Raw genomic sequence first — 16,227 nt, 5'->3', positions numbered from 1 at the left:
CATGCTCACCGCCAACGCATTCCTGAACATCGTTCATATGCATGAATACGGGAATTTGAAGGGGCGGGTGGACATGAGCAACGCGCACCTCACCAGACGGACCCTGCTCGCCGGCGCCACCGCTGTGGCCCTGGGCGCCGCGACCGGCACCGCACGGGCGACTGACGCCGCACGGGCGACCGGTGCCGCAGGGGCGGCCGAACCGCCGACTCTCTGGCGGGAGTTCAGCCGGACCCCGCTCACCCACCCGCAGATCCCGTACATCGGCCGGGCGGGCTACCGGGCCGGAGCGAGCCGCTTCGCCCGCCCCCGGGTCGTCGCCGACGTCACCGCGTACGGCGCCGTGCCCGACGGCACCACGGACTGCGCCCCCGCGATCAACCGTGCCATCGCCGCCGCCGGAAGGGCCGGCGGTGGCACGGTCACCATCCCGCCCGGCACCTACCGCATCGACGACGTCATCCGCCTCGGTGACTCGAACGTCGTCCTGCGCGGCGCCGGCAGCGGCCGTACGACCCTGTACGCGACGAAGAACCTCACCGAGCTGATCGGCGTCTACGGCTCCCGCTACGGCGGCGACAAGTCCTCCTGGTCCTGGGCGGGCGGCCTCATCTGGCTGGCACCGAAAGCCCGTTGGGCATCCCTGACCGCCGCCATCAGGGACCGGGCCTGGCCCTTCGAGGGCTGGACCGGCAACAGGCGGGACGAGTGGACGACCCTCACCACCGTCGCACCGGCGAAGCGCGGCTCGTGGACGGTCACGGTCGCCGACGCCTCCCACCTCCACCCCGGCCGGCTCGTCCTGCTCCGCCTCGCCGACGACCCCGCCCACACCCTCCTCCAGCACATGGCGGGCGACGGCCCCGGCCCGGCGGCGTACGTCTGGGACGACAAGACCAAGCTGACGTCGTACGTCCCCTACGAATGGCCCGTCCGCGTCCGCCGCGTCCACGGCGACCGCGTCACCCTGGAACGCCCCCTGCCCCTGGACATCCGTCCCGAGTGGGACCCACGCCTGACCACGCACGTCACCGAGCTGACCGGATCAGGCGTCGAAGGCCTGACCCTCGAAGCGGTGGAGACCCCGCAGTCGCCCCACCTCCTCGACAAGGGCTACAACGGCGTCGTCCTCCAGTGCGCCTACGACTGCTGGGTGGACGACGTGACGGTCCGCCACGTCGACAACGGCTTCGGCCTGGTCGCCGCCTCAGCCTGCACCCTGCGCCGTACCCGGGTCGCCGGCCGGGGCTCGCACCACCCGTACTTCTGCCGCGAGGGCTCCCACGACAACCTGATCGAGGACTTCACGATCGAGGAGCGCACGGTCCCCGCGCCCGCGAACACGCAACTGCACGGCATCAACGTCGAAGGACTCTCCTCCCACAACGTCTGGTCGCGCGGCGACATGCGGATGGGCACCTTCGACAGCCACCGCGGCCTGCCCTTCGCCAATGTCCGCACCGACATCACCGTGAACAACAACGGCCGCCACGGCGGGGACGCCAGCGCCGGCCCGCTCTTCGGCGCCCGGTTCACCCACTGGAACATCCGGGTCACCAACGGCCGGGCGGGCCTGATGAAGATCGACGGCCTTGCCCCGTACTCGGCGACCGTCGGCATCAACGAGGTCCGCGAATTCGACCAGACCGACGTCCCCGACTTCACCGGAGACCTGCACTCCCGCCTGGAGCTGTACGGCACCACGGACGCGGTACGCCCGCGCAACCTGTACGAGGCTCAGCGCGCCCTGCTCCGATAACGCCCCGGAGTGACCCCGACCAGCTTCTTGAAGTGCCGGGTGAGATGGGCCTGGTCGTAGAACCCGGCGACCGGGGCCACCTCGCCCGGCGGCACCCCGTCCAGCAGGAGCCGCCGGGCCCGCCCGACCCGCCGCGACATCAGGTACTGGTGCGGGGCGATGCCGTACGCGCCGCTGAACGCCCGGATGAGATGCGCCGGATGGGCGTGCAGCAACCGTCCGGCCTCCTCCAGCGAGACACCGTCGACGACCCGCGAGTCCAGCAACTCCCGCAACCGACGGGCCAGTACGGGACTCTCCTGCCGTCGCTCGCCCGTGGGCCGCCGCCGCAGCCGGCGGCGCAGCTGCTCCGCGACGAGGGTCAGCCTGCTCTCCGCCTCCAGCTCGTCGCCGGGCCGGGCGAGGGCGGAGTGCAACTGTCCGACGCGCAGCCGGAGCACGGGGTCCCGGAGGTCGGGGGAGTCCACGGCGGGCCCGATGAACTCCTCGCCGAGCCGGCTGCTGTCCAGATAGACGACCCGCTTGCGGAAACCCCCCGGCGTGGCCGGCGACCCGTTGTGCGGCACGTGCGGCGGCAGCAGCGACACGGTGTCGAGCGGGGTGCCGTGCTCATGCCGGTCGAGGTCGTACCGTACGGCCCCGTCGTCCACGATGAGCAGCGTCCAGGCGTCGTGGACGTGCATCGGATAGGCGTACTCGGTGAAGTGGGCGTGGAAGACCTCGGTGACGCCCGGCACCCGGGGACGCCACGCGCTCACTTCCTGCCCGACGGCCATGCAAAAAACGTACAAGACGCGGCCAGGACCCGGCCGCGAGTCTCAGTCCATGAACACTGAGCCCATCCGTTTCGACACGAAGATCGCCGTGCTGCTGCGCGAGGACCTGGAACCCTGGCAGCGCCTGAACGTGACCGCGTTCCTGGTCAGCGGCCTGGGACCGACGCTTCCCGAGGTGGTCGGCGACCCGTACGAGGACGCGGACGGCGTGTCGTACCTGCCGATGTTCCGCCAGCCGGTGCTGGTCTTCGAGGGCACCAAGGAGACCCTGAAGGCGGCGCACGGCAGGGCACTGACCCGTGCCCTGCCGTGCGCGGTGTTCACAGCGGACCTGTTCACCACGGGCAACGACCGCGACAACCGCGCGGCCGTCCGCGCCGTCCCGACCGCCGACCTGGACCTGGTGGGCCTGGCGGTGTACGGCCCGAAGAACGGAGTGGACAAGGTCCTGAAGGGCGCGCGCATGCACCCGTGAGGGGGGCACCCGTGAGGGGGGCACCCTTGAGGGGGTGCACCCGTGAGGGGGTGTTCGTCTCAGCCGAACATGCCGGGGACGTAGTCGCCGGCGGGCTGCTGGACGATGACGTTGACGCGGTTGTAGGCGTTGATCACGGCGATGAGGGCCACCAGGGCGGCGAGCTGCTCCTCGTCGTAGTGCTTGGCGGCGTTCGCCCAGACCTCGTCCGGAACCCCGCCGGCCGCGTCGGCGATCCGGGTGCCCTGCTCCACCAGCTCCAGCGCGGCCCGCTCCGCGTCGGTGAACACGGTCGCCTCACGCCAGACCGCGACCAGGTTCAGCCGGGTCTGGGTCTCCCCGGCCTCCAGGGCCTCCTTGGTGTGCATGTCGGTGCAGAACCCGCACCCGTTGATCTGGCTGGCGCGGAGCTTCACCAGCTCCTGCGTGGCAGCGGGCAGCGTGGACTCCGTGAGCGCCTTGCCGGCGGCGTTGAAGTGCTTGAACACCTTGCCGGCGACGGGGCTGGCGAAGAGGTTGAGCCGAGCGTCCATGGTGTGCTCCTGAGTGGGATGCGGCTGCTTGCACCTCATTGACGGAGGGGAGCCCGGAGATGTGACGCGGCAAAAAGTGACCCGCGTCACCACCGCTCCCGCTCCCGCTGCTGCATTGGCACCACGCCCGTCACCGGGACGTGGGACGGGCGTGGTCCCCGCCAGGACGGGCGCCGGAACCGATGTGACGATCACAGGGAGGCGACGGATCGTCCACCGTCCGTCGTTGCGCCTGCCAGGGAGACCCATTTGATGAACCACTCGACGCACCACACCCCGCACCGCCTGCTTGGCGTCGCCGCGGCGGTGGCCATGGGCGCCACGGCCCTGCTCGGGACCGGCGCCGGCACCGCCGCCGCATCGCAAAGGGCACACTGCGACCGCGCCGAACGGCCGATATGGAGCGAAGGCCCGAGCCGCAACGTCACCGCCCACGGCTGCGACATCCCGGACCAGAAACACCGCTGGTACGTCATCGACATCGACACCCTCGTCCAGCCCCGCCACAAGACGGACTACCTGGACGAGGACATCGACGGGACCAGCACCCTGCACGACAAGACGCTGCGATGCATGGGCTACACGAAGGACAAGCACGCGGTGAACTGGTTCGGCTGCGTACCGCACCTGTCCTGACCTGCCTTGATCTGAGACGCGCAGTGGAAGACGCACCCGGCGCCGGGGAACCGCGCCGGGTGCGTCCGCCGTCATGCCATGTCGTGGACACACCCAGCCCGAGATCCGCCTCCTGCCTCCCCTGGGCGGCCTCCGCCCTGTTCGGGGCCGCGATGGGCTGCGCCGCCTGGTCGCTGACCGTCTGGGCGCGCGCGTACTGCGATGCGGGATATGACGCCGGCGGACGCCTCGAACTCAACGTCTTGCTCCCTGTGGTCCTGGGAGTGGGCGCGGTGGTGGCGCTTCTGGCGCGGGCCGTCGGCCGCCGCCTGGCGCTTGCCGCGCCGAGGGCGATCCGCGCCGCACTGCCGACCGTGCTGGTGATCGTCACGACGGTGTGCCTGGCCTGGTGGTTCTTCGCGGCCCGAGGCACGCTGGACGGCTACCCCGGCGACTCGGGTCTCTGCCCGGCGTCCAACGTCCCACCGCGCTGGCCTGCCTGGATCCCGGTCTGACCAGGGACGGAGGGGGCTGTGCTCCGTGGCGGACATGCTGCGCCTCTGCGCTGGCGAACCCGTTCACCTGCGTTCATGCACCATCGGCCGACGGAGCGGCCCCTGAGCATGAGAGCCGCGTGCCGGCGGTCGAAACGACCTGCTGTTGTACTCCCGTTGCACTTTCCACCCTGTGTCGTCACGGAGAGTGGTTCGATACGTGACGGAGGGAGGTCGTCCATGGTCAGCGTGCACCAATGGACGGGACGGGAAGCAAGTGCTCTGCGTGCCGCCCTACGCATGAGCATGCGCGCTTTCGCCGAGCATCTCGGTGTCGCTCTGCGTTCAGTTGCCAAGTGGGAGAGTCTCGGCGCGGGCATCCGGCTACGGCCCGACACGCAGGCCATTCTCGATACCGCGCTTGCCCGGGCGGACTTCGCCGCACGAGCCAGGTTCGAAGCAGTGCTGTTTCCCGCGCGGAAGGACACTCGCCCCGCGGACTACGAGACCTGGACGGAGGACATCGAGCGAGCGGTCGTCTGTGTCAGCCGACAGGACTTCCCCTTTGCCACCACGCTGTTGAACCGCTGGCTGGCACGCCTCGATGCGCCCCAGTTGGACGACAAAGCCTTGTACTTGTACGGCCGTTCTCTCGCCGTACTGGGCGACCTGCGACGAGACCAAGGCGCCGTCCTCGGCCCGCTCTCCGCCCGGCGCTCCTACCTGACCGCCCGCGACATGTTCACCGAGCTGGACATCCCACGCCGAGTAGCCCAGATCGAGCTCTCCCTCGCCGTCGTACAAGAGATGTCGGGCCAGCTGGAGGCCTCCGCCCGCCAGTACCAGCTCCTTGCCGCCGACGAGCGCCTGAGTCCCCGCGACCGGGCCAGGGCACGGCTCTGGGTGGGTACGGCCCTGAGCAAGGACGGAAACAACGAGTACGCCACTCAGGTCATGACGGCCGCCACCCAGGCCTTCGAGGACCTCGGTGAGCCGGAGGACTGGTCGGTCGCCCACCAGAAGCTGGCCCTGGCCCACCGGGGTGCCGGTGACCTGGCACAGGCTTTGCAGTGCATCGACATCGCGCGCACCACCGGGACGGTCGACGCCCCGATGCAGCGGGTGCGGCTGGACACCGCCTACGAGCACATCCTTCTGTCCGATGCGGCGACCCGGAATGATGGGCTGTCCGTCCTCGATCAGGCGGCACAGGTGGCCCGCCAGTACGGTCTGAGCCACCAGCTGCGCAGCATCGAAGGCATCCGAAACAGTCAGCAAGGATGATCCAGGGAGTGCCGGTGCCGGATCACGAGCAACGTCAGATCAGCGACGAGCAGTTCCGCGACGCGGCGCTGATCTGGAACTACCACCGGCTGGGGCATGAGCGGCGCCCCTGTTCGGTGGCGATCGGGCTCGGCAGTCACGATCTGGGCGTCGCCACCACGGCCGCCGAGCTGTACCACGCCGGTCTCTTCCCGGTCGTCGTGTTCAGCGGCGGAAACAGCCCCACCACCCGCGCCCGCTTCCCACACGGTGAGGCCGTCCACTACCGCGAACACGCGTTCAGCCTGGGCGTGCCGGACAAGGCGATCCTGGTCGAGCCAAAGGCCGCGAACACCGGTCAGAACATCACCTTCTCCCGCGAGCTGCTGTCCGAGGCCGGCGTGGCGGTCGAGTCACTGCTTCTGATCTCCAAGCCGTACATGGAGCGCCGCTCGTACGCGACCTGCCGCAAGCTGTGGCCCGAGGTCGACGTCGTATGTGCCTCCGAGCCGCTGGAGCTGGACGACTACATCAAGTCCATCGGTGACGAGAAGCTTGTGATCGACATGCTCGTCGGCGACCTGCAACGGGTGATCGAGTACCCGGCCCTCGGCTTCGCGATCGAGCAGGAAGTACCGGAGGACGTCAACGACGCCTACGGGCGTCTGTTGCGAGCCGGCTTCGACAGCCGCCTCATCAGCACCTGAGCTCCCGGCGGTCGTCGTTGGTCGGGAGAACCGGAGCGTGGCCGGCCTGGCCCGGTCGGCTCGCGAACCGGCGCGTGTGCGAGTGCCTCAGAGGTGTCGCTTGGCTGCTCTGACAAGTCGGCTGATGTCGTCACGGGTCCGTACCCTGGCGTCATCGAGTTCGTTTCTGTGGTCTGTCCTGGGCAGCGCCGTCACGTCTGTGAGCACGTCCTCCGCAGTCCGGCTCAACGTCTCGTCATCGGTGAGCATCTGTACCCGGAACAGCGCCTCTTGGGCGTTGGAGCGTAGGTCGTAGGCGCGGATCCGCACCATGTCCGGGTCCTCCGGCGGCGGCTGTTCGTGCTCGCAGAACCAGAGGTGGACCAGACAGCGGCGGTAGTTGACCAACGCGCCGGCATAGGCGGAGTAGGCTTCGAGTCGTTCCTGCCGGAGCTTCTCCCGGCGGGTGAACTGGTGGCTCCTGTCGGCGGTGCGCTGTTGGAACGCCAGGGTGATCCCCGAACCGAGCAGCGTCCCCAGGACGGCTATGCCGCTGGCGATGATGGTCTCCACACTCCAAGCTGATCACGCATTGGGCGAGGCGCGCAGGGGGTCTCCCCAGGTGGCGCTCAGCCTCACTGAGCCCCGCCCACCAGCGCGGCGATGTCGGCGGTGTCTTCGGACGGTGGCGCCTCGACGGTCACCGGCTGGTTGACGTCGAGGAAGATGACGGTCAAGTCGAACGGCTCCCCGCCGGTGCGGCCCCGCAGGCGGAACTGCTTGGTGTGGTTGTCGTCGTCGGTCCACAGGTCCATGGTGAGCGTGTGGTCGATGCGCAGGGCCATGAACTGGTCAAGGCTCTCGATCTGGCGCTCCCGACCAGCCTTGTCCGCGGCGGCGTCACGGGCGGCGCGTATGCCGCTACCTGTGACCGTTCCGCTGTAGTGAGTGGTCCGGGTGCCGTCGATCGCCTCTGTCCCGACCTTCCGCACGTCCTCGGAGCCGGTGAGGATCGTGGACTGCACGGCTGGGTTCCCCTCCAGCTGGCGCGGCAGCACGCCGTGGGAGTTGTTGTCCACCGCCCCACGGCCCCAGACGGCCGGGTCGGCTCTGCCCCAGCTCCTGCCGTCCGCCTTCCGGGAGGCGACCGCGCTCCCGCCGACGTACATCACCTCGTCGACGAACCGGATCTCCAGCCGGCTGCCTTTCCCCTGGCCGGCCGTGGTCATCCGCATACTCATGGCCGGCGGTTCCACGCTCATGGATGCCTCGGCCTGCAAACGGCCCTTCTCCGGCACGGTCCCGGTGATCCGGTAGTGGAGCGATGCGATGTCCTCCGAGTTCGTCGCCGCCTTCACCACGGCCAGCGGCGGCGTCACCGCGGGCTGGTGCTCATTCGCGGAATCACTCACAGATCCCTCGCCACAGGCAACGGTTCCCCCGGCGAGCAGCACGGCGGCGAACGCGGCGCTCAAGGCTCTGCGCGGTACGGAACTACGCGCTGAACCCTCCATGATTCCCCCCGAAGTCAGGTCTCCGACCCTTACCAAGGCTGGGAGCGTATCCCGGGGTTGCGTCCTGTGATTACGGCATCAAGCAGGCTGACTCCCAGCTCGGCTTCACCGTTTGGCTCCCGCAGCGGCCCAGTAGCCAGTGATTCGAGGAGCCTACGAACTGATGCCCTCGACCGGCATCGGCGACCCCCATGGGCAACCGCTCGGAGCGTGGGCCACCTCTCTGGAGAGTGGACTGAGAACAGTTCGATCGCTGACACTGTGATGGGCCGCAGCCGAAGCTCTATGCCGCCACCCGGAACGCCCGTGACTTACGCGGGCGTTCCGTCGATCGATCTGGGGGAGGGGCTCTCGGTCAACGCGCCAACCGTGCGCACGGCGCTGCTGCAACTGGCCAGGGCACACAGGCGAAACGGCCGCACCACCGAGGCCGAGCTGCTCCTGCACCTGCGGCAAAGGCTCATCCGTGACCCGAGCACCGAGCTAGATGAGATCTGAAGCTTCTGCTTCGAAGAGGCTTTGGCGCGGCTTGGTCACGATCGCCAACTATTCGCCCACAGCAGCAAGAAGCGACCCGCTCTCGCCGGCCGTACCGTGCGTGGGCCTTGAACCAGTGGAGGAACCTGCAACTCGTACTGAGTGGAGACAACGACCCGGTTCGTGGGACGCCTGATCCAATGAGCGGATGATGGGAACGAGCGGAACCTTGGGACCGTTGGAACTGTTCAACGGCCGTTGGGTGGTAGGGGACATCCGCAAGGGCCACTGGGTGGAATTCCGAAGGGACGGGCTGTACCAGCACGAGCCCGACTCGGAAGGACAGCTGATCCCGTGGTCCCGAATCATGCTGGGCATGAACCTCACCATGGGCAGCAAATACCCGGGCAGGGGGTCGAACGGCTTCGGGGGACTCCTCGGTGGCCTGCCCGGCCCCTGGCGAGGGCACGGCAGCGGCTACCTGCACATGACCCTGCGCCACCCCTACGAGAACTGGATCGCCCGCTTCGACCGGCACCCCCGCCACTATCCCGGCGCCCACCTCGTCTTCCTTCAGCTGCTGACGACGCAGGTCATCGACGCGGGGCACGCCCACTTCCTGGGTGATCCCGACTGGCTGGGCCGCGTGGTCGCGCGGTTGGCACCGCAGCGGCCTCGGGGGTGGCGCGGGATGAGGGAAGCAGTGACGCGGGCCGTGGAGGCGGAGGCGTGAGCGCTGCCTGAGTTGTGGGGCAGGGGTTGGCCGTGCCGGCTTCTACTGGACGTACCCGGTTCGGCGCTGTGCGGGCTGCCCCCGGTAGTGGTTGCGCACCCGTTTGCGCAGGTTCTGTGTGCTGGGCTGGTTCGCCATGGACCGCGGGGCGATCCCGACGTAGAGCAGCTGCCCGGCGTCCAGGTCCGGACGGGGCGACTGCTCGAAATGCCACCCGTACACCCCTGCCGCCGCCGGGGCAGGACTCGGACGCACCAGGACCTGCTGCGCCGACCACAACCGATCGGGACTGACAAGAGCGGTAGCGTCCACGAATCCTCCAGGTGCGCTACGGCTGATCACCAACTTCCTGCGCCAGAGCGCGTCCTGACAGGCAAGAGCAAGAGGCAGAAACAAGCCCCCTGCCGCGAGAAACCGCAGGCAAGGGGCCTGAGCCGCCGGGGCCCGCCACCGCCGTCAGGCCACCCTCGGAGGTGGTGGCATTCTCAGCGCTTGAAGGCGCCCTTGGCCCCCTCTTTCGCGCCTCGCATTTTGCCCCGCGCTTCGAGGGCGGTGCCCTTCACTGCGAGACCATCCTTGTGCACTGCGTGAGCCAGCGTTCGCACGGCCCTTCCTACAACCTGTTCGGCCTTTGCTTTGGCCTTCTCTCCGGCACTCATCTCAGTACCTCCACGCTCACTGACCGAGTGCCCTTGAGGGCGGGGAGGCATGTCTCCCTGCGCCCTCAGCGCACGACCTCCCGCCAGGCCATTTCCCGATTACGCGCCTGGAGCGCGGAAGGCGACCTGTCGGCGGGCGGCCTCGTCGATCTCTTCCAGCGTGAGCAGGGGAGTGGCCCGGGTCTGGAGGGCGCCGCTGGCCTTGACGGTGAGGCTGACGGCGGCCATCGACACCGGGTCGGGGAGGTCGATGATGCACACGAGGTCGTCCTCCCCGAAGGCGAAGTACATGGCCTCGACCGTCCCGCCGAGGTCGGTGACGACCCGGTCGACGGCGTCGCGGCGACCGCTGGCGCCTTCCTTGAGCAGCCCCTTCGTGCCCTCGGGCGTGTAGGTGGCCTGGATGAGGAACTTCGGCATAGGGCTGCTCCCTGACCGCTTCTTGTCCGACAGCACGAGGGCCTACCCGCTGCCACGTCCATGCCACTCAGCGAACGGCTTGATTCACTCGGAAGCTGTTCCCCTGGCCTTCCGGCTGTTGCGCCGCATTTCGCGTCACCGACCCCGCACCCGACAGCACTGTCACCCGAATGGCCCAACATGACGTGCCACCCACATGGGTGAAGATCAAGCTGATTAGTGCCCCAACCGAGGCATGCGTGAGAGGGGAACCACATGCGCATTCGACGAATCCTCGCCGCCGTCATCGCCACGACAGCCCTCGCCGGACTCGGCCTCACAGGCGCCGCCACCGCCATCGCACAGGGTGCCCCGTCCTACGTCACCCCTTCTGAGTGCAGGCAGGGCGGCGGAACGGCCGATCTGACGGACAACCTCTGCAAGGGCGGCACGCACGACGGGGAGAGGATCGACTAGACCCCGCAAGGCGCCCCGCAGCCACGCGCCGCGGGGCGCTCCCGCGCGAGCGTAGCCGGGAGAGTCGCAGGGACTGTGCCGAGCCGTCGGGCACGCCAGGTCCGAGTCGGCCCGGCAGCACGCAGCCGGGAGCGAACCCGGAAGGCTCTCGGGCAGGCTCTCCGCCCGCAAGATCACACGGGCTGGGTCTTGCCGGGGATCTTGATGACCTGCGTTTTGCCTGCTCACCGGCTATGGACTCGTGCGCCTGGTGGTCGTCGTTTGTCGTCCTTGGCCACTGCCGAGCGGCCTCGGACGGCCCGGAGACGGCCCAGCCGGGGCCCCTCGGGCTTCGTCATCTCGCGTTGTCAGTGGGGGCGGCTACTGTGCACCCGCCAACGAGGGCCACACCCTGGGGAGGGGCTTTGGGAGCCAAGACGGGCTTTCTGGTGTACGCCGACGGCGACGTACCGGGGCTGCTGCGAGAAGCGGGCCCAGCGGACCTCGCACGCACGGCCAGCATGATGCGGCTGCTCTACCCGGGCTGGGAGACAGAGGAGAGCGAGGGCTCGACTCTCTGGGACGGCGTATACCCCCCGGAGGGGACGGCGTACGCGGCGAGCTGGCCCGGCCTCGAGGTCATCGGCGACCAGAGGGTGATGATCGACTTTCCTTCCCAGCTCCCGGAACACCTCGTGGCGGCGAGCATCGGCCGGCGGCTTGTGCTGCACGCCATGCACAGCGTCGTGGACTGGCTCGCGTTCGCCGTGTGGGAGGACGGCCGACTCGTCCGCTCTCTGAGCCTGTCCCCGGACAGCGGCATCATCGAGAACATCGGCGAACCACTCTCCTTCGAGCTGCCGTACTGGGCCGGACACCGCCCGGCCGACGTCATGCCTTGGCCGGACGAGGACGAAGAGCCGTACCCACTGCCGTTCCACCCCCTGGAACTGGGCGAAGACGCACTGCGCGCGCTCTGCGGCTTCGTACTGGAGGGCCGCCCCGACCCGGACGACATCGAACCGGACAGCATCCGACTGCACGGCTTCCGGGTCCGGGACCCGCACGGCCCTGATTCCGCGGAGCGGGAAGCGGCGTTGCAAAGGGCCATGGAAGCCATGGGCCCACCGCGCTTCTTCTCTCTTGGCCCTGACGGCTCACTCATCGAGCGCGACGGCCTCTAGCTCGGGACTCCTTCGTCCCGAAGCAACTTGGGTGGGGGCGCTGCCTAGGGCTGGGCGGTGCTGACCCCGTAGGACGCGCTCTCGCAGATCGACAGCGAGCGCGCCCAGGAACTCTTGACGTACCTGGCGGCCGATGACCTGGTATTCCCGGGCTCAAGACGCCGTGACCGCACCCACGCTCGAAGAACGGCGGAACGTGTCGTGCGCCTGCTGGGCTACGAGGCGGTCTGGTACACGAACATCAGCGACCTCTCGCCCCGAGTACGGGCATGGAACCCGGTAACCCGGCGTACCCCCAAGAGCGAACCCGCAAGGCCGTAGCCGCTGTCTTCGCCGCCACCGAAACGAAGCGACATGACGGTTGAGGGCTCGTACGCTCCGGACCGGGGAAGGGCGGGGAGAGCAATGGCAGACGAGTACCTCTTGCTGATGTGCGACGACGTGCCTCATGACGTGGTGCTCACCGATCCTGGTGTCCGCGTGGTGGACGTCGTCCCGATCGTGCGTCGGCTGACGGGGCTGAGCCTCTGGCGTAGCAAGGTTCTGGCGACGCGGGTTCCCGCCGTCATTCTCGCCGGCGTGCCCCAGGAAGACGCGGCGGCAGCCGTCTCGGCCCTCCGCGATGTGGGAGCCCAGGCAGAGGCGAGAGAACAGTCGGAGCCGGACTTCCTGAAGCACTGAGCACGGCCCGATCAACCGGCTGACGGCCCAGAAACGGCCCAGGGCGAGAGAAAAGCCCCCTCCCAGCGGAGAAACCGCAGGCAGGGGACTTCTTCGGCTCTGCTTACTTCTTCTTGCCCTGGTTCTTGACCGCCTCGATCGCCGCCGCCGCCGCGTCGGGGTCCAGGTACTTGCCGCCGGGGGTGACCGGCTTGAAGTCGGTGTCCAGGTCGTAGGCGAGGGGGATGCCCGTCGGGATGTTCAGGCCCGCGATGTCCGCGTCGGAGATGCCGTCCAGGTGCTTGACCAGGGCGCGCAGGCTGTTGCCGTGGGCGGCGATCAGGACCGTGCGGCCGGTCAGCAGGTCGGGGACGATGGCGTCGTACCAGTACGGGAGCATCCGGATGACGACGTCCTTGAGGCACTCCGTGCGCGGGCGCAGCTCCGGCGGGATCGTCGCGTAGCGCGCGTCGTGGGCCTGGGAGAACTCCGAGTCGTCGGAGAGCGGCGGGGGCGGGGTGTCGTACGAGCGGCGCCAGAGCATGAACTGCTCCTCGCCGAACTCGGCCAGCGTCGCCGCCTTGTCCTTGCCCTGGAGGGCGCCGTAGTGGCGCTCGTTCAGGCGCCACGAGCGGTGGACGGGGATCCAGTGGCGGTCCGCGGCCTCCAGCGCCAGCTGGGCCGTGCGGATCGCGCGCTTCTGGAGGGACGTGTGGACCACGTCGGGCAGGAGATCGGCGTCCTTCAGAAGCTCGCCACCGCGGACTGCCTCCTTCTCGCCCTTCTCGTTCAGGTTGACGTCCACCCAGCCGGTGAACAGGTTCTTCGCGTTCCACTCGCTCTCGCCGTGGCGGAGGAGGATCAGCTTGTACGGTGCGTCGGCCATGGCCTTGAGCCTACCTAAGGGGGATGGGGGCCGCGCCGGCCGCGGGGGCCGTAGCACGCCGGTCCGTGAGCGGGGTGTGGGCTCGGTCTCGGGCGCGCTAAGTCCGGGTTAATTCTCGTACAACCATTCGCCACATTCCTGTGTCTGGTTAACGCCAGGAAGGTTGACAGGTCAGGAAGAGGAGCACAGAACGTGACCGTGCGTTCCTTTGCGCGGCGGATACGACCGCGGGTCGAGCGGAAGGCCGCCGAGCGGGTCTGGCAGCTGCGCACCATGCGGCGGCGCCGCAAGGCGGCGGTCACGGATCCGGTGCTGCGTCCGGTCGTGGTGCGGGGCCAGCAGTTCTACGGCCGGGTCGTGGACCGGTTCAGCGCCGTCGAGGCCGCCGCGGCCAATCTTGATCTTGTGGTCGGCGCGCTGGAGCAGGAGGGCATCGCCTATTTCCTGGTGTCCTCCCGGGCCCGTTACACGGTCGGCGTGAACGCCGTGGACCGTGCGAGGTTCCTCGCCGCCCTGGAGGCGCGGAACGCGGGTACGGCCGTGTTCATCGGCCGGCCGCTGCCCGGCGGCCAGCTCAAGCACCCGGCCCTGTTCCTGGACGGCGTCCTGCCCGCCGCACTGCGTACGGCCCCCGTACTGCGCGTCGGCGAGAACCACCTCGGCCCCGCCGGCCAGCTGCTCGCCGGGCCGGAGCTGGCCTGTGACGTCGAGTTCTGGGAGGACGGCGCGGAGCTGCTCGCCTCCCCCGACGGGCCCCGGCGACTGGCCAAGGTGCAGCCGCAGGCGTCCGAAGACGTCTTCGCCGAGTCGCTCATCACGCCCCGTAACAACGGGGTGACGGATGTGCTGCCGGTGAGCGAGCAGAAGCCGGTCACCGTGCGGGTCGGCGAGCGGCAGCTGCCCAGCTTCGCCCCGCTCACCCTGCCCACCGTGAACCAGGTGACCTTCCCCGTCGACGTCGTCTACACCTGGGTGGACGGCGAGGAGCCGGCGATGCGGGCCAAGCGGGCCCGGTACCAGGAGAACGGCATCGCCGAGATCCTGGACAAGGAGACCAACGCCTCCCGCTACACCAGCCACGACGAGCTGAAGTACTCGCTGCGCTCGCTCGCGATGTACGCCGACTTCGTCCGGCACATCTACATCGTGACCGACGGCCAGAAGCCGCACTGGCTGGACGACAGCGCCCCCGGGATCACGGTCGTCGACCACCGCGACATCTTCCCGGCCGACGTGCTGCCCGTCTTCAACTCGCACGCGATCGAGACCCGGCTGCACCACATACCCGGCCTGTCCGAGCACTACCTCTACTTCAACGACGACGTCTTCGTCGGCCGCCGGGTCACCCCGGAGCACTTCTTCTTCGGCAGCGGTCTGATGAAGATCCCGGTGTCGCCGCTCAAGATCGGCGTCGGCAAGCCGCACGCCGAGGAGACCGCCACCAACTCGGCCAGCAAGAACGTACGGCGGCTGCTGCTGGAGAAGTTCGGGCGGATGACCACGAACAACTTCATGCACACCCCGCTGCCGCAGCAGCGCGGCACGTTGCAGGCGCTGGAGGAGCTGTTCCAGGAGGACGTCCGGCGTACCACCGCGTCCCGGTTCCGCTCGCCGCAGGACATCGCCATGACGGCGCCGCTGCTCTACCAGTACGCGCTGATGACCGGCCACGGCGTCCCCGGCAAGTTCAGCTTCCGGTACGTCAACATCAGCCGGCCGGACGCCGAGCGGCGCCTGGCCGACCTGCGGCGCAACCGCCGCTTCGACTTCTTCTGCCTCAACGACGTCGACGTGCCGCCGGAGGAGCGGGAGCAGGTCAGCGTGCGGATGCACGAGTTCCTGGAGAACTACTTCCCCTTCCCGAGCCCCTTCGAGAAGCAGAGCTGACGGGTCGCGGCCATGGCCATCGGCATCCGTCACCGCCCCGCGTCGCCGCCGCCCGGACTGCGGGTCGTCCGGGACCTCCTGCTGCGTCTGCGGCTGTGGCTCGCGGCCCGGCTCTGGGCGCTGCGCGCCGCCCCGGCCCGCCGCCGGCTGCGCGCCGCCGTCCCGGGACTGCGCCGGGTCGCCTGCGGACCGGTACGGCTGTACGGGCGTACGGTCGCCGCGTACACCGCCGCGAATGCCGCCGCCGCCGACCTGGAGCAGGTGGGCGCCCTGCTGGAGGCGGCCGGCGTCCCGTACTTCCTGGTCCCGGCCGAGCCGGGGCCCGGGGTGCCGCGGCCGGTGGTCGGGGTGGAGGAGTCGTACCGTGGCGCGGTCCTCGCCCGGGCCCGGCAGCACTTCGCCGGCAGCGCCGGGTACGTCGGTGCGGTGGGCGCGGACGGCGCGGTGACGAGCGCGGTGCTGTGGGCCGACGGCAGGCTGCCGCGGGCGCTGCGCGGTGCCCCCGTACTGCGGACCGGCGTGATCCGGCTGGGGCCCGGCGGGCAGGTGCTCGGCGGGCTGGAGGCGGGCTGCGACATCGAGTTCTGGCGGTACGGGCGCGAGCTGGGCGAGGACCCCGCGCATCTGACGGTGCCCGGCACGAGGCTCCAGGACGACTTCGGCCCCGCCCTGGTCGCCCCCCGCCGCAACGCCGTCTCGGAGGTGCTGCCGGCGCCGGCTTGGGAACCGGCCGGGGTGGCGGGGGAGCCTCTGACGGCGATCCCGGGCCGG

At 69.3% G+C, this 16,227-nt stretch carries 19 protein-coding genes and 1 pseudogene; 13 read left to right on the top strand and 7 right to left on the bottom strand.

The annotated features are described in order from the left end of the window. Positions 1–73: 73 nt before the first annotated feature. Complete coding sequence (locus ACZ4WH_RS15240) at positions 74–1,759, top strand: glycosyl hydrolase family 28-related protein (protein WP_468180422.1); 1,686 nt, start codon at positions 74–76, stop codon at positions 1,757–1,759. Here the strand turns inward: ACZ4WH_RS15240 and ACZ4WH_RS15235 are convergent. Then, positions 1,738–2,535, bottom strand: coding sequence for a helix-turn-helix domain-containing protein (locus ACZ4WH_RS15235; RefSeq protein ID WP_468180419.1), 798 nt, complete (start codon positions 2,533–2,535; stop codon positions 1,738–1,740). The two genes, ACZ4WH_RS15240 and ACZ4WH_RS15235, sit on opposite strands and share 22 nt — an antisense overlap. On the opposite strand from ACZ4WH_RS15235, the gene ACZ4WH_RS15230 reads away from it, so the two are divergent. Further along, on the top strand, positions 2,534–3,010 hold the full coding sequence (locus tag ACZ4WH_RS15230) for a DUF2000 family protein (RefSeq protein ID WP_468180418.1): 477 nt from the start codon (positions 2,534–2,536) through the stop codon (positions 3,008–3,010). The genes ACZ4WH_RS15235 and ACZ4WH_RS15230 overlap by 2 nt on opposite strands. Positions 3,011–3,069: 59 nt before the next feature. Here the strand turns inward: ACZ4WH_RS15230 and ACZ4WH_RS15225 are convergent, their stop codons facing one another. After that, a complete protein-coding gene (locus ACZ4WH_RS15225; protein WP_468180416.1) occupies positions 3,070–3,543 on the bottom strand; it encodes a carboxymuconolactone decarboxylase family protein in 474 nt (157 codons plus the stop codon). A 252-nt stretch (positions 3,544–3,795) separates the two neighbouring features. On the opposite strand from ACZ4WH_RS15225, the gene ACZ4WH_RS15220 reads away from it, so the two are divergent. From ACZ4WH_RS15220 to ACZ4WH_RS15205, 4 genes are all read left to right on the top strand, one after another. Then, positions 3,796–4,179: a hypothetical protein gene (locus tag ACZ4WH_RS15220; RefSeq protein WP_468180414.1), complete on the top strand. Its 384-nt coding sequence runs from the start codon at positions 3,796–3,798 to the stop codon at positions 4,177–4,179. 83 nt (positions 4,180–4,262) lie between these two features. Beyond that, complete coding sequence (locus tag ACZ4WH_RS15215; RefSeq protein WP_468180413.1) at positions 4,263–4,673, top strand: hypothetical protein; 411 nt, start codon at positions 4,263–4,265, stop codon at positions 4,671–4,673. A gap of 219 nt (positions 4,674–4,892) precedes the next feature. After that, entirely contained in the window at positions 4,893–5,936 is a 1,044-nt protein-coding gene (locus tag ACZ4WH_RS15210) for a helix-turn-helix domain-containing protein (RefSeq protein ID WP_468180411.1), read from the top strand. Beyond that, on the top strand, positions 5,933–6,622 hold the full coding sequence (locus tag ACZ4WH_RS15205) for a YdcF family protein (RefSeq protein ID WP_468180409.1): 690 nt from the start codon (positions 5,933–5,935) through the stop codon (positions 6,620–6,622). Before ACZ4WH_RS15210 ends, ACZ4WH_RS15205 begins: the two co-directional genes overlap by 4 nt. An 87-nt stretch (positions 6,623–6,709) precedes the next feature. On the opposite strand, the gene ACZ4WH_RS15200 is transcribed toward ACZ4WH_RS15205, so the two are convergent. Both ACZ4WH_RS15200 and ACZ4WH_RS15195 read right to left on the bottom strand, forming a co-directional pair. Further along, entirely contained in the window at positions 6,710–7,174 is a 465-nt protein-coding gene (locus ACZ4WH_RS15200; RefSeq protein ID WP_468180407.1) for a hypothetical protein, read from the bottom strand. Between the two features lie 62 nt (positions 7,175–7,236). Then, positions 7,237–8,115 carry an SCO4651 family lipoprotein gene (locus ACZ4WH_RS15195; protein ID WP_468180405.1) on the bottom strand — a complete coding sequence of 293 codons (879 nt, stop codon included), beginning with the start codon at positions 8,113–8,115 and terminating at the stop codon, positions 7,237–7,239. A gap of 306 nt (positions 8,116–8,421) precedes the next feature. Here ACZ4WH_RS15195 and ACZ4WH_RS15190 point away from each other — a divergent pair, with 306 nt between their 5' ends. Both ACZ4WH_RS15190 and ACZ4WH_RS15185 read left to right on the top strand, forming a co-directional pair. Continuing rightward, positions 8,422–8,613 carry a hypothetical protein gene (locus tag ACZ4WH_RS15190; RefSeq protein ID WP_468180403.1) on the top strand — a complete coding sequence of 64 codons (192 nt, stop codon included), beginning with the start codon at positions 8,422–8,424 and terminating at the stop codon, positions 8,611–8,613. A 355-nt stretch (positions 8,614–8,968) separates the two neighbouring features. Next, on the top strand, positions 8,969–9,325 hold the full coding sequence (locus ACZ4WH_RS15185) for a hypothetical protein (RefSeq protein ID WP_468180401.1): 357 nt from the start codon (positions 8,969–8,971) through the stop codon (positions 9,323–9,325). 42 nt (positions 9,326–9,367) lie between these two features. Here ACZ4WH_RS15185 and ACZ4WH_RS15180 read toward each other — a convergent pair whose 3' ends face one another. Then, positions 9,368–9,580, bottom strand: a complete 213-nt coding sequence (locus tag ACZ4WH_RS15180) for a GIY-YIG nuclease family protein (RefSeq protein ID WP_468180400.1) — start codon at positions 9,578–9,580, stop codon at positions 9,368–9,370. A 503-nt stretch (positions 9,581–10,083) separates the two neighbouring features. Then, positions 10,084–10,404, bottom strand: a complete 321-nt coding sequence (locus tag ACZ4WH_RS15175; protein WP_468180398.1) for a GYD domain-containing protein — start codon at positions 10,402–10,404, stop codon at positions 10,084–10,086. A 255-nt stretch (positions 10,405–10,659) separates the two neighbouring features. Between ACZ4WH_RS15175 and ACZ4WH_RS15170 the strand changes: the two genes are divergently transcribed. The 3 genes from ACZ4WH_RS15170 to ACZ4WH_RS15160 all read left to right on the top strand — a co-directional run bounded on the left by ACZ4WH_RS15170 (position 10,660) and on the right by ACZ4WH_RS15160 (position 12,704). After that, positions 10,660–10,860, top strand: coding sequence for a hypothetical protein (locus ACZ4WH_RS15170; protein ID WP_468180396.1), 201 nt, complete (start codon positions 10,660–10,662; stop codon positions 10,858–10,860). Between the two features lie 404 nt (positions 10,861–11,264). Further along, a complete protein-coding gene (locus ACZ4WH_RS15165) occupies positions 11,265–12,023 on the top strand; it encodes a DUF6928 family protein (RefSeq protein WP_468180394.1) in 759 nt (252 codons plus the stop codon). 405 nt (positions 12,024–12,428) lie between these two features. Continuing rightward, the gene (locus tag ACZ4WH_RS15160; protein WP_468180392.1) at positions 12,429–12,704 is read left to right on the top strand and encodes a ribosomal protein L7/L12; all 276 of its coding nucleotides are present in this window, start codon (positions 12,429–12,431) and stop codon (positions 12,702–12,704) included. Between the two features lie 103 nt (positions 12,705–12,807). Here ACZ4WH_RS15160 and ACZ4WH_RS15155 read toward each other — a convergent pair whose 3' ends face one another. Next, positions 12,808–13,569, bottom strand: a complete 762-nt coding sequence (locus tag ACZ4WH_RS15155) for a phosphoglyceromutase (RefSeq protein ID WP_468180390.1) — start codon at positions 13,567–13,569, stop codon at positions 12,808–12,810. A gap of 192 nt (positions 13,570–13,761) precedes the next feature. Here ACZ4WH_RS15155 and ACZ4WH_RS15150 point away from each other — a divergent pair, with 192 nt between their 5' ends. Continuing rightward, positions 13,762–15,456: a stealth family protein gene (locus ACZ4WH_RS15150; RefSeq protein WP_468180388.1), complete on the top strand. Its 1,695-nt coding sequence runs from the start codon at positions 13,762–13,764 to the stop codon at positions 15,454–15,456. Positions 15,457–15,468: 12 nt separating this feature from the next. After that, positions 15,469–16,227: pseudogene (locus ACZ4WH_RS15145) on the top strand (stealth family protein); the annotation flags it as partial.

It is taken from the genome of Streptomyces sp. NPDC029138 (assembly GCF_055564375.1).
Note: the sequence above shows the minus strand (reverse complement) of the source record. Positions and strands in the feature narration are given on the sequence as shown.

Excerpts from the sequence above, each read along its gene's own strand:
- ACZ4WH_RS15160 (WP_468180392.1), top strand. The coding sequence starts at position 12,429 with ATGGCAGACGAGTACCTCTTGCTGATGTGCGACGACGTGCCTCATGAC.
- ACZ4WH_RS15210 (WP_468180411.1), top strand. The coding sequence starts at position 4,893 with ATGGTCAGCGTGCACCAATGGACGGGACGGGAAGCAAGTGCTCTGCGT.
- ACZ4WH_RS15185 (WP_468180401.1), top strand. The coding sequence starts at position 8,969 with ATGAACCTCACCATGGGCAGCAAATACCCGGGCAGGGGGTCGAACGGC.
- ACZ4WH_RS15175 (WP_468180398.1), bottom strand. The coding sequence starts at position 10,404 with ATGCCGAAGTTCCTCATCCAGGCCACCTACACGCCCGAGGGCACGAAG.
- ACZ4WH_RS15155 (WP_468180390.1), bottom strand. The coding sequence starts at position 13,569 with ATGGCCGACGCACCGTACAAGCTGATCCTCCTCCGCCACGGCGAGAGC.
- ACZ4WH_RS15195 (WP_468180405.1), bottom strand. The coding sequence starts at position 8,115 with ATGGAGGGTTCAGCGCGTAGTTCCGTACCGCGCAGAGCCTTGAGCGCC.
- ACZ4WH_RS15205 (WP_468180409.1), top strand. The coding sequence starts at position 5,933 with ATGATCCAGGGAGTGCCGGTGCCGGATCACGAGCAACGTCAGATCAGC.
- ACZ4WH_RS15235 (WP_468180419.1), bottom strand. The coding sequence starts at position 2,535 with ATGGCCGTCGGGCAGGAAGTGAGCGCGTGGCGTCCCCGGGTGCCGGGC.
- ACZ4WH_RS15225 (WP_468180416.1), bottom strand. The coding sequence starts at position 3,543 with ATGGACGCTCGGCTCAACCTCTTCGCCAGCCCCGTCGCCGGCAAGGTG.
- ACZ4WH_RS15170 (WP_468180396.1), top strand. The coding sequence starts at position 10,660 with ATGCGCATTCGACGAATCCTCGCCGCCGTCATCGCCACGACAGCCCTC.
- ACZ4WH_RS15220 (WP_468180414.1), top strand. The coding sequence starts at position 3,796 with ATGAACCACTCGACGCACCACACCCCGCACCGCCTGCTTGGCGTCGCC.
- ACZ4WH_RS15240 (WP_468180422.1), top strand. The coding sequence starts at position 74 with ATGAGCAACGCGCACCTCACCAGACGGACCCTGCTCGCCGGCGCCACC.
- ACZ4WH_RS15230 (WP_468180418.1), top strand. The coding sequence starts at position 2,534 with ATGCAAAAAACGTACAAGACGCGGCCAGGACCCGGCCGCGAGTCTCAG.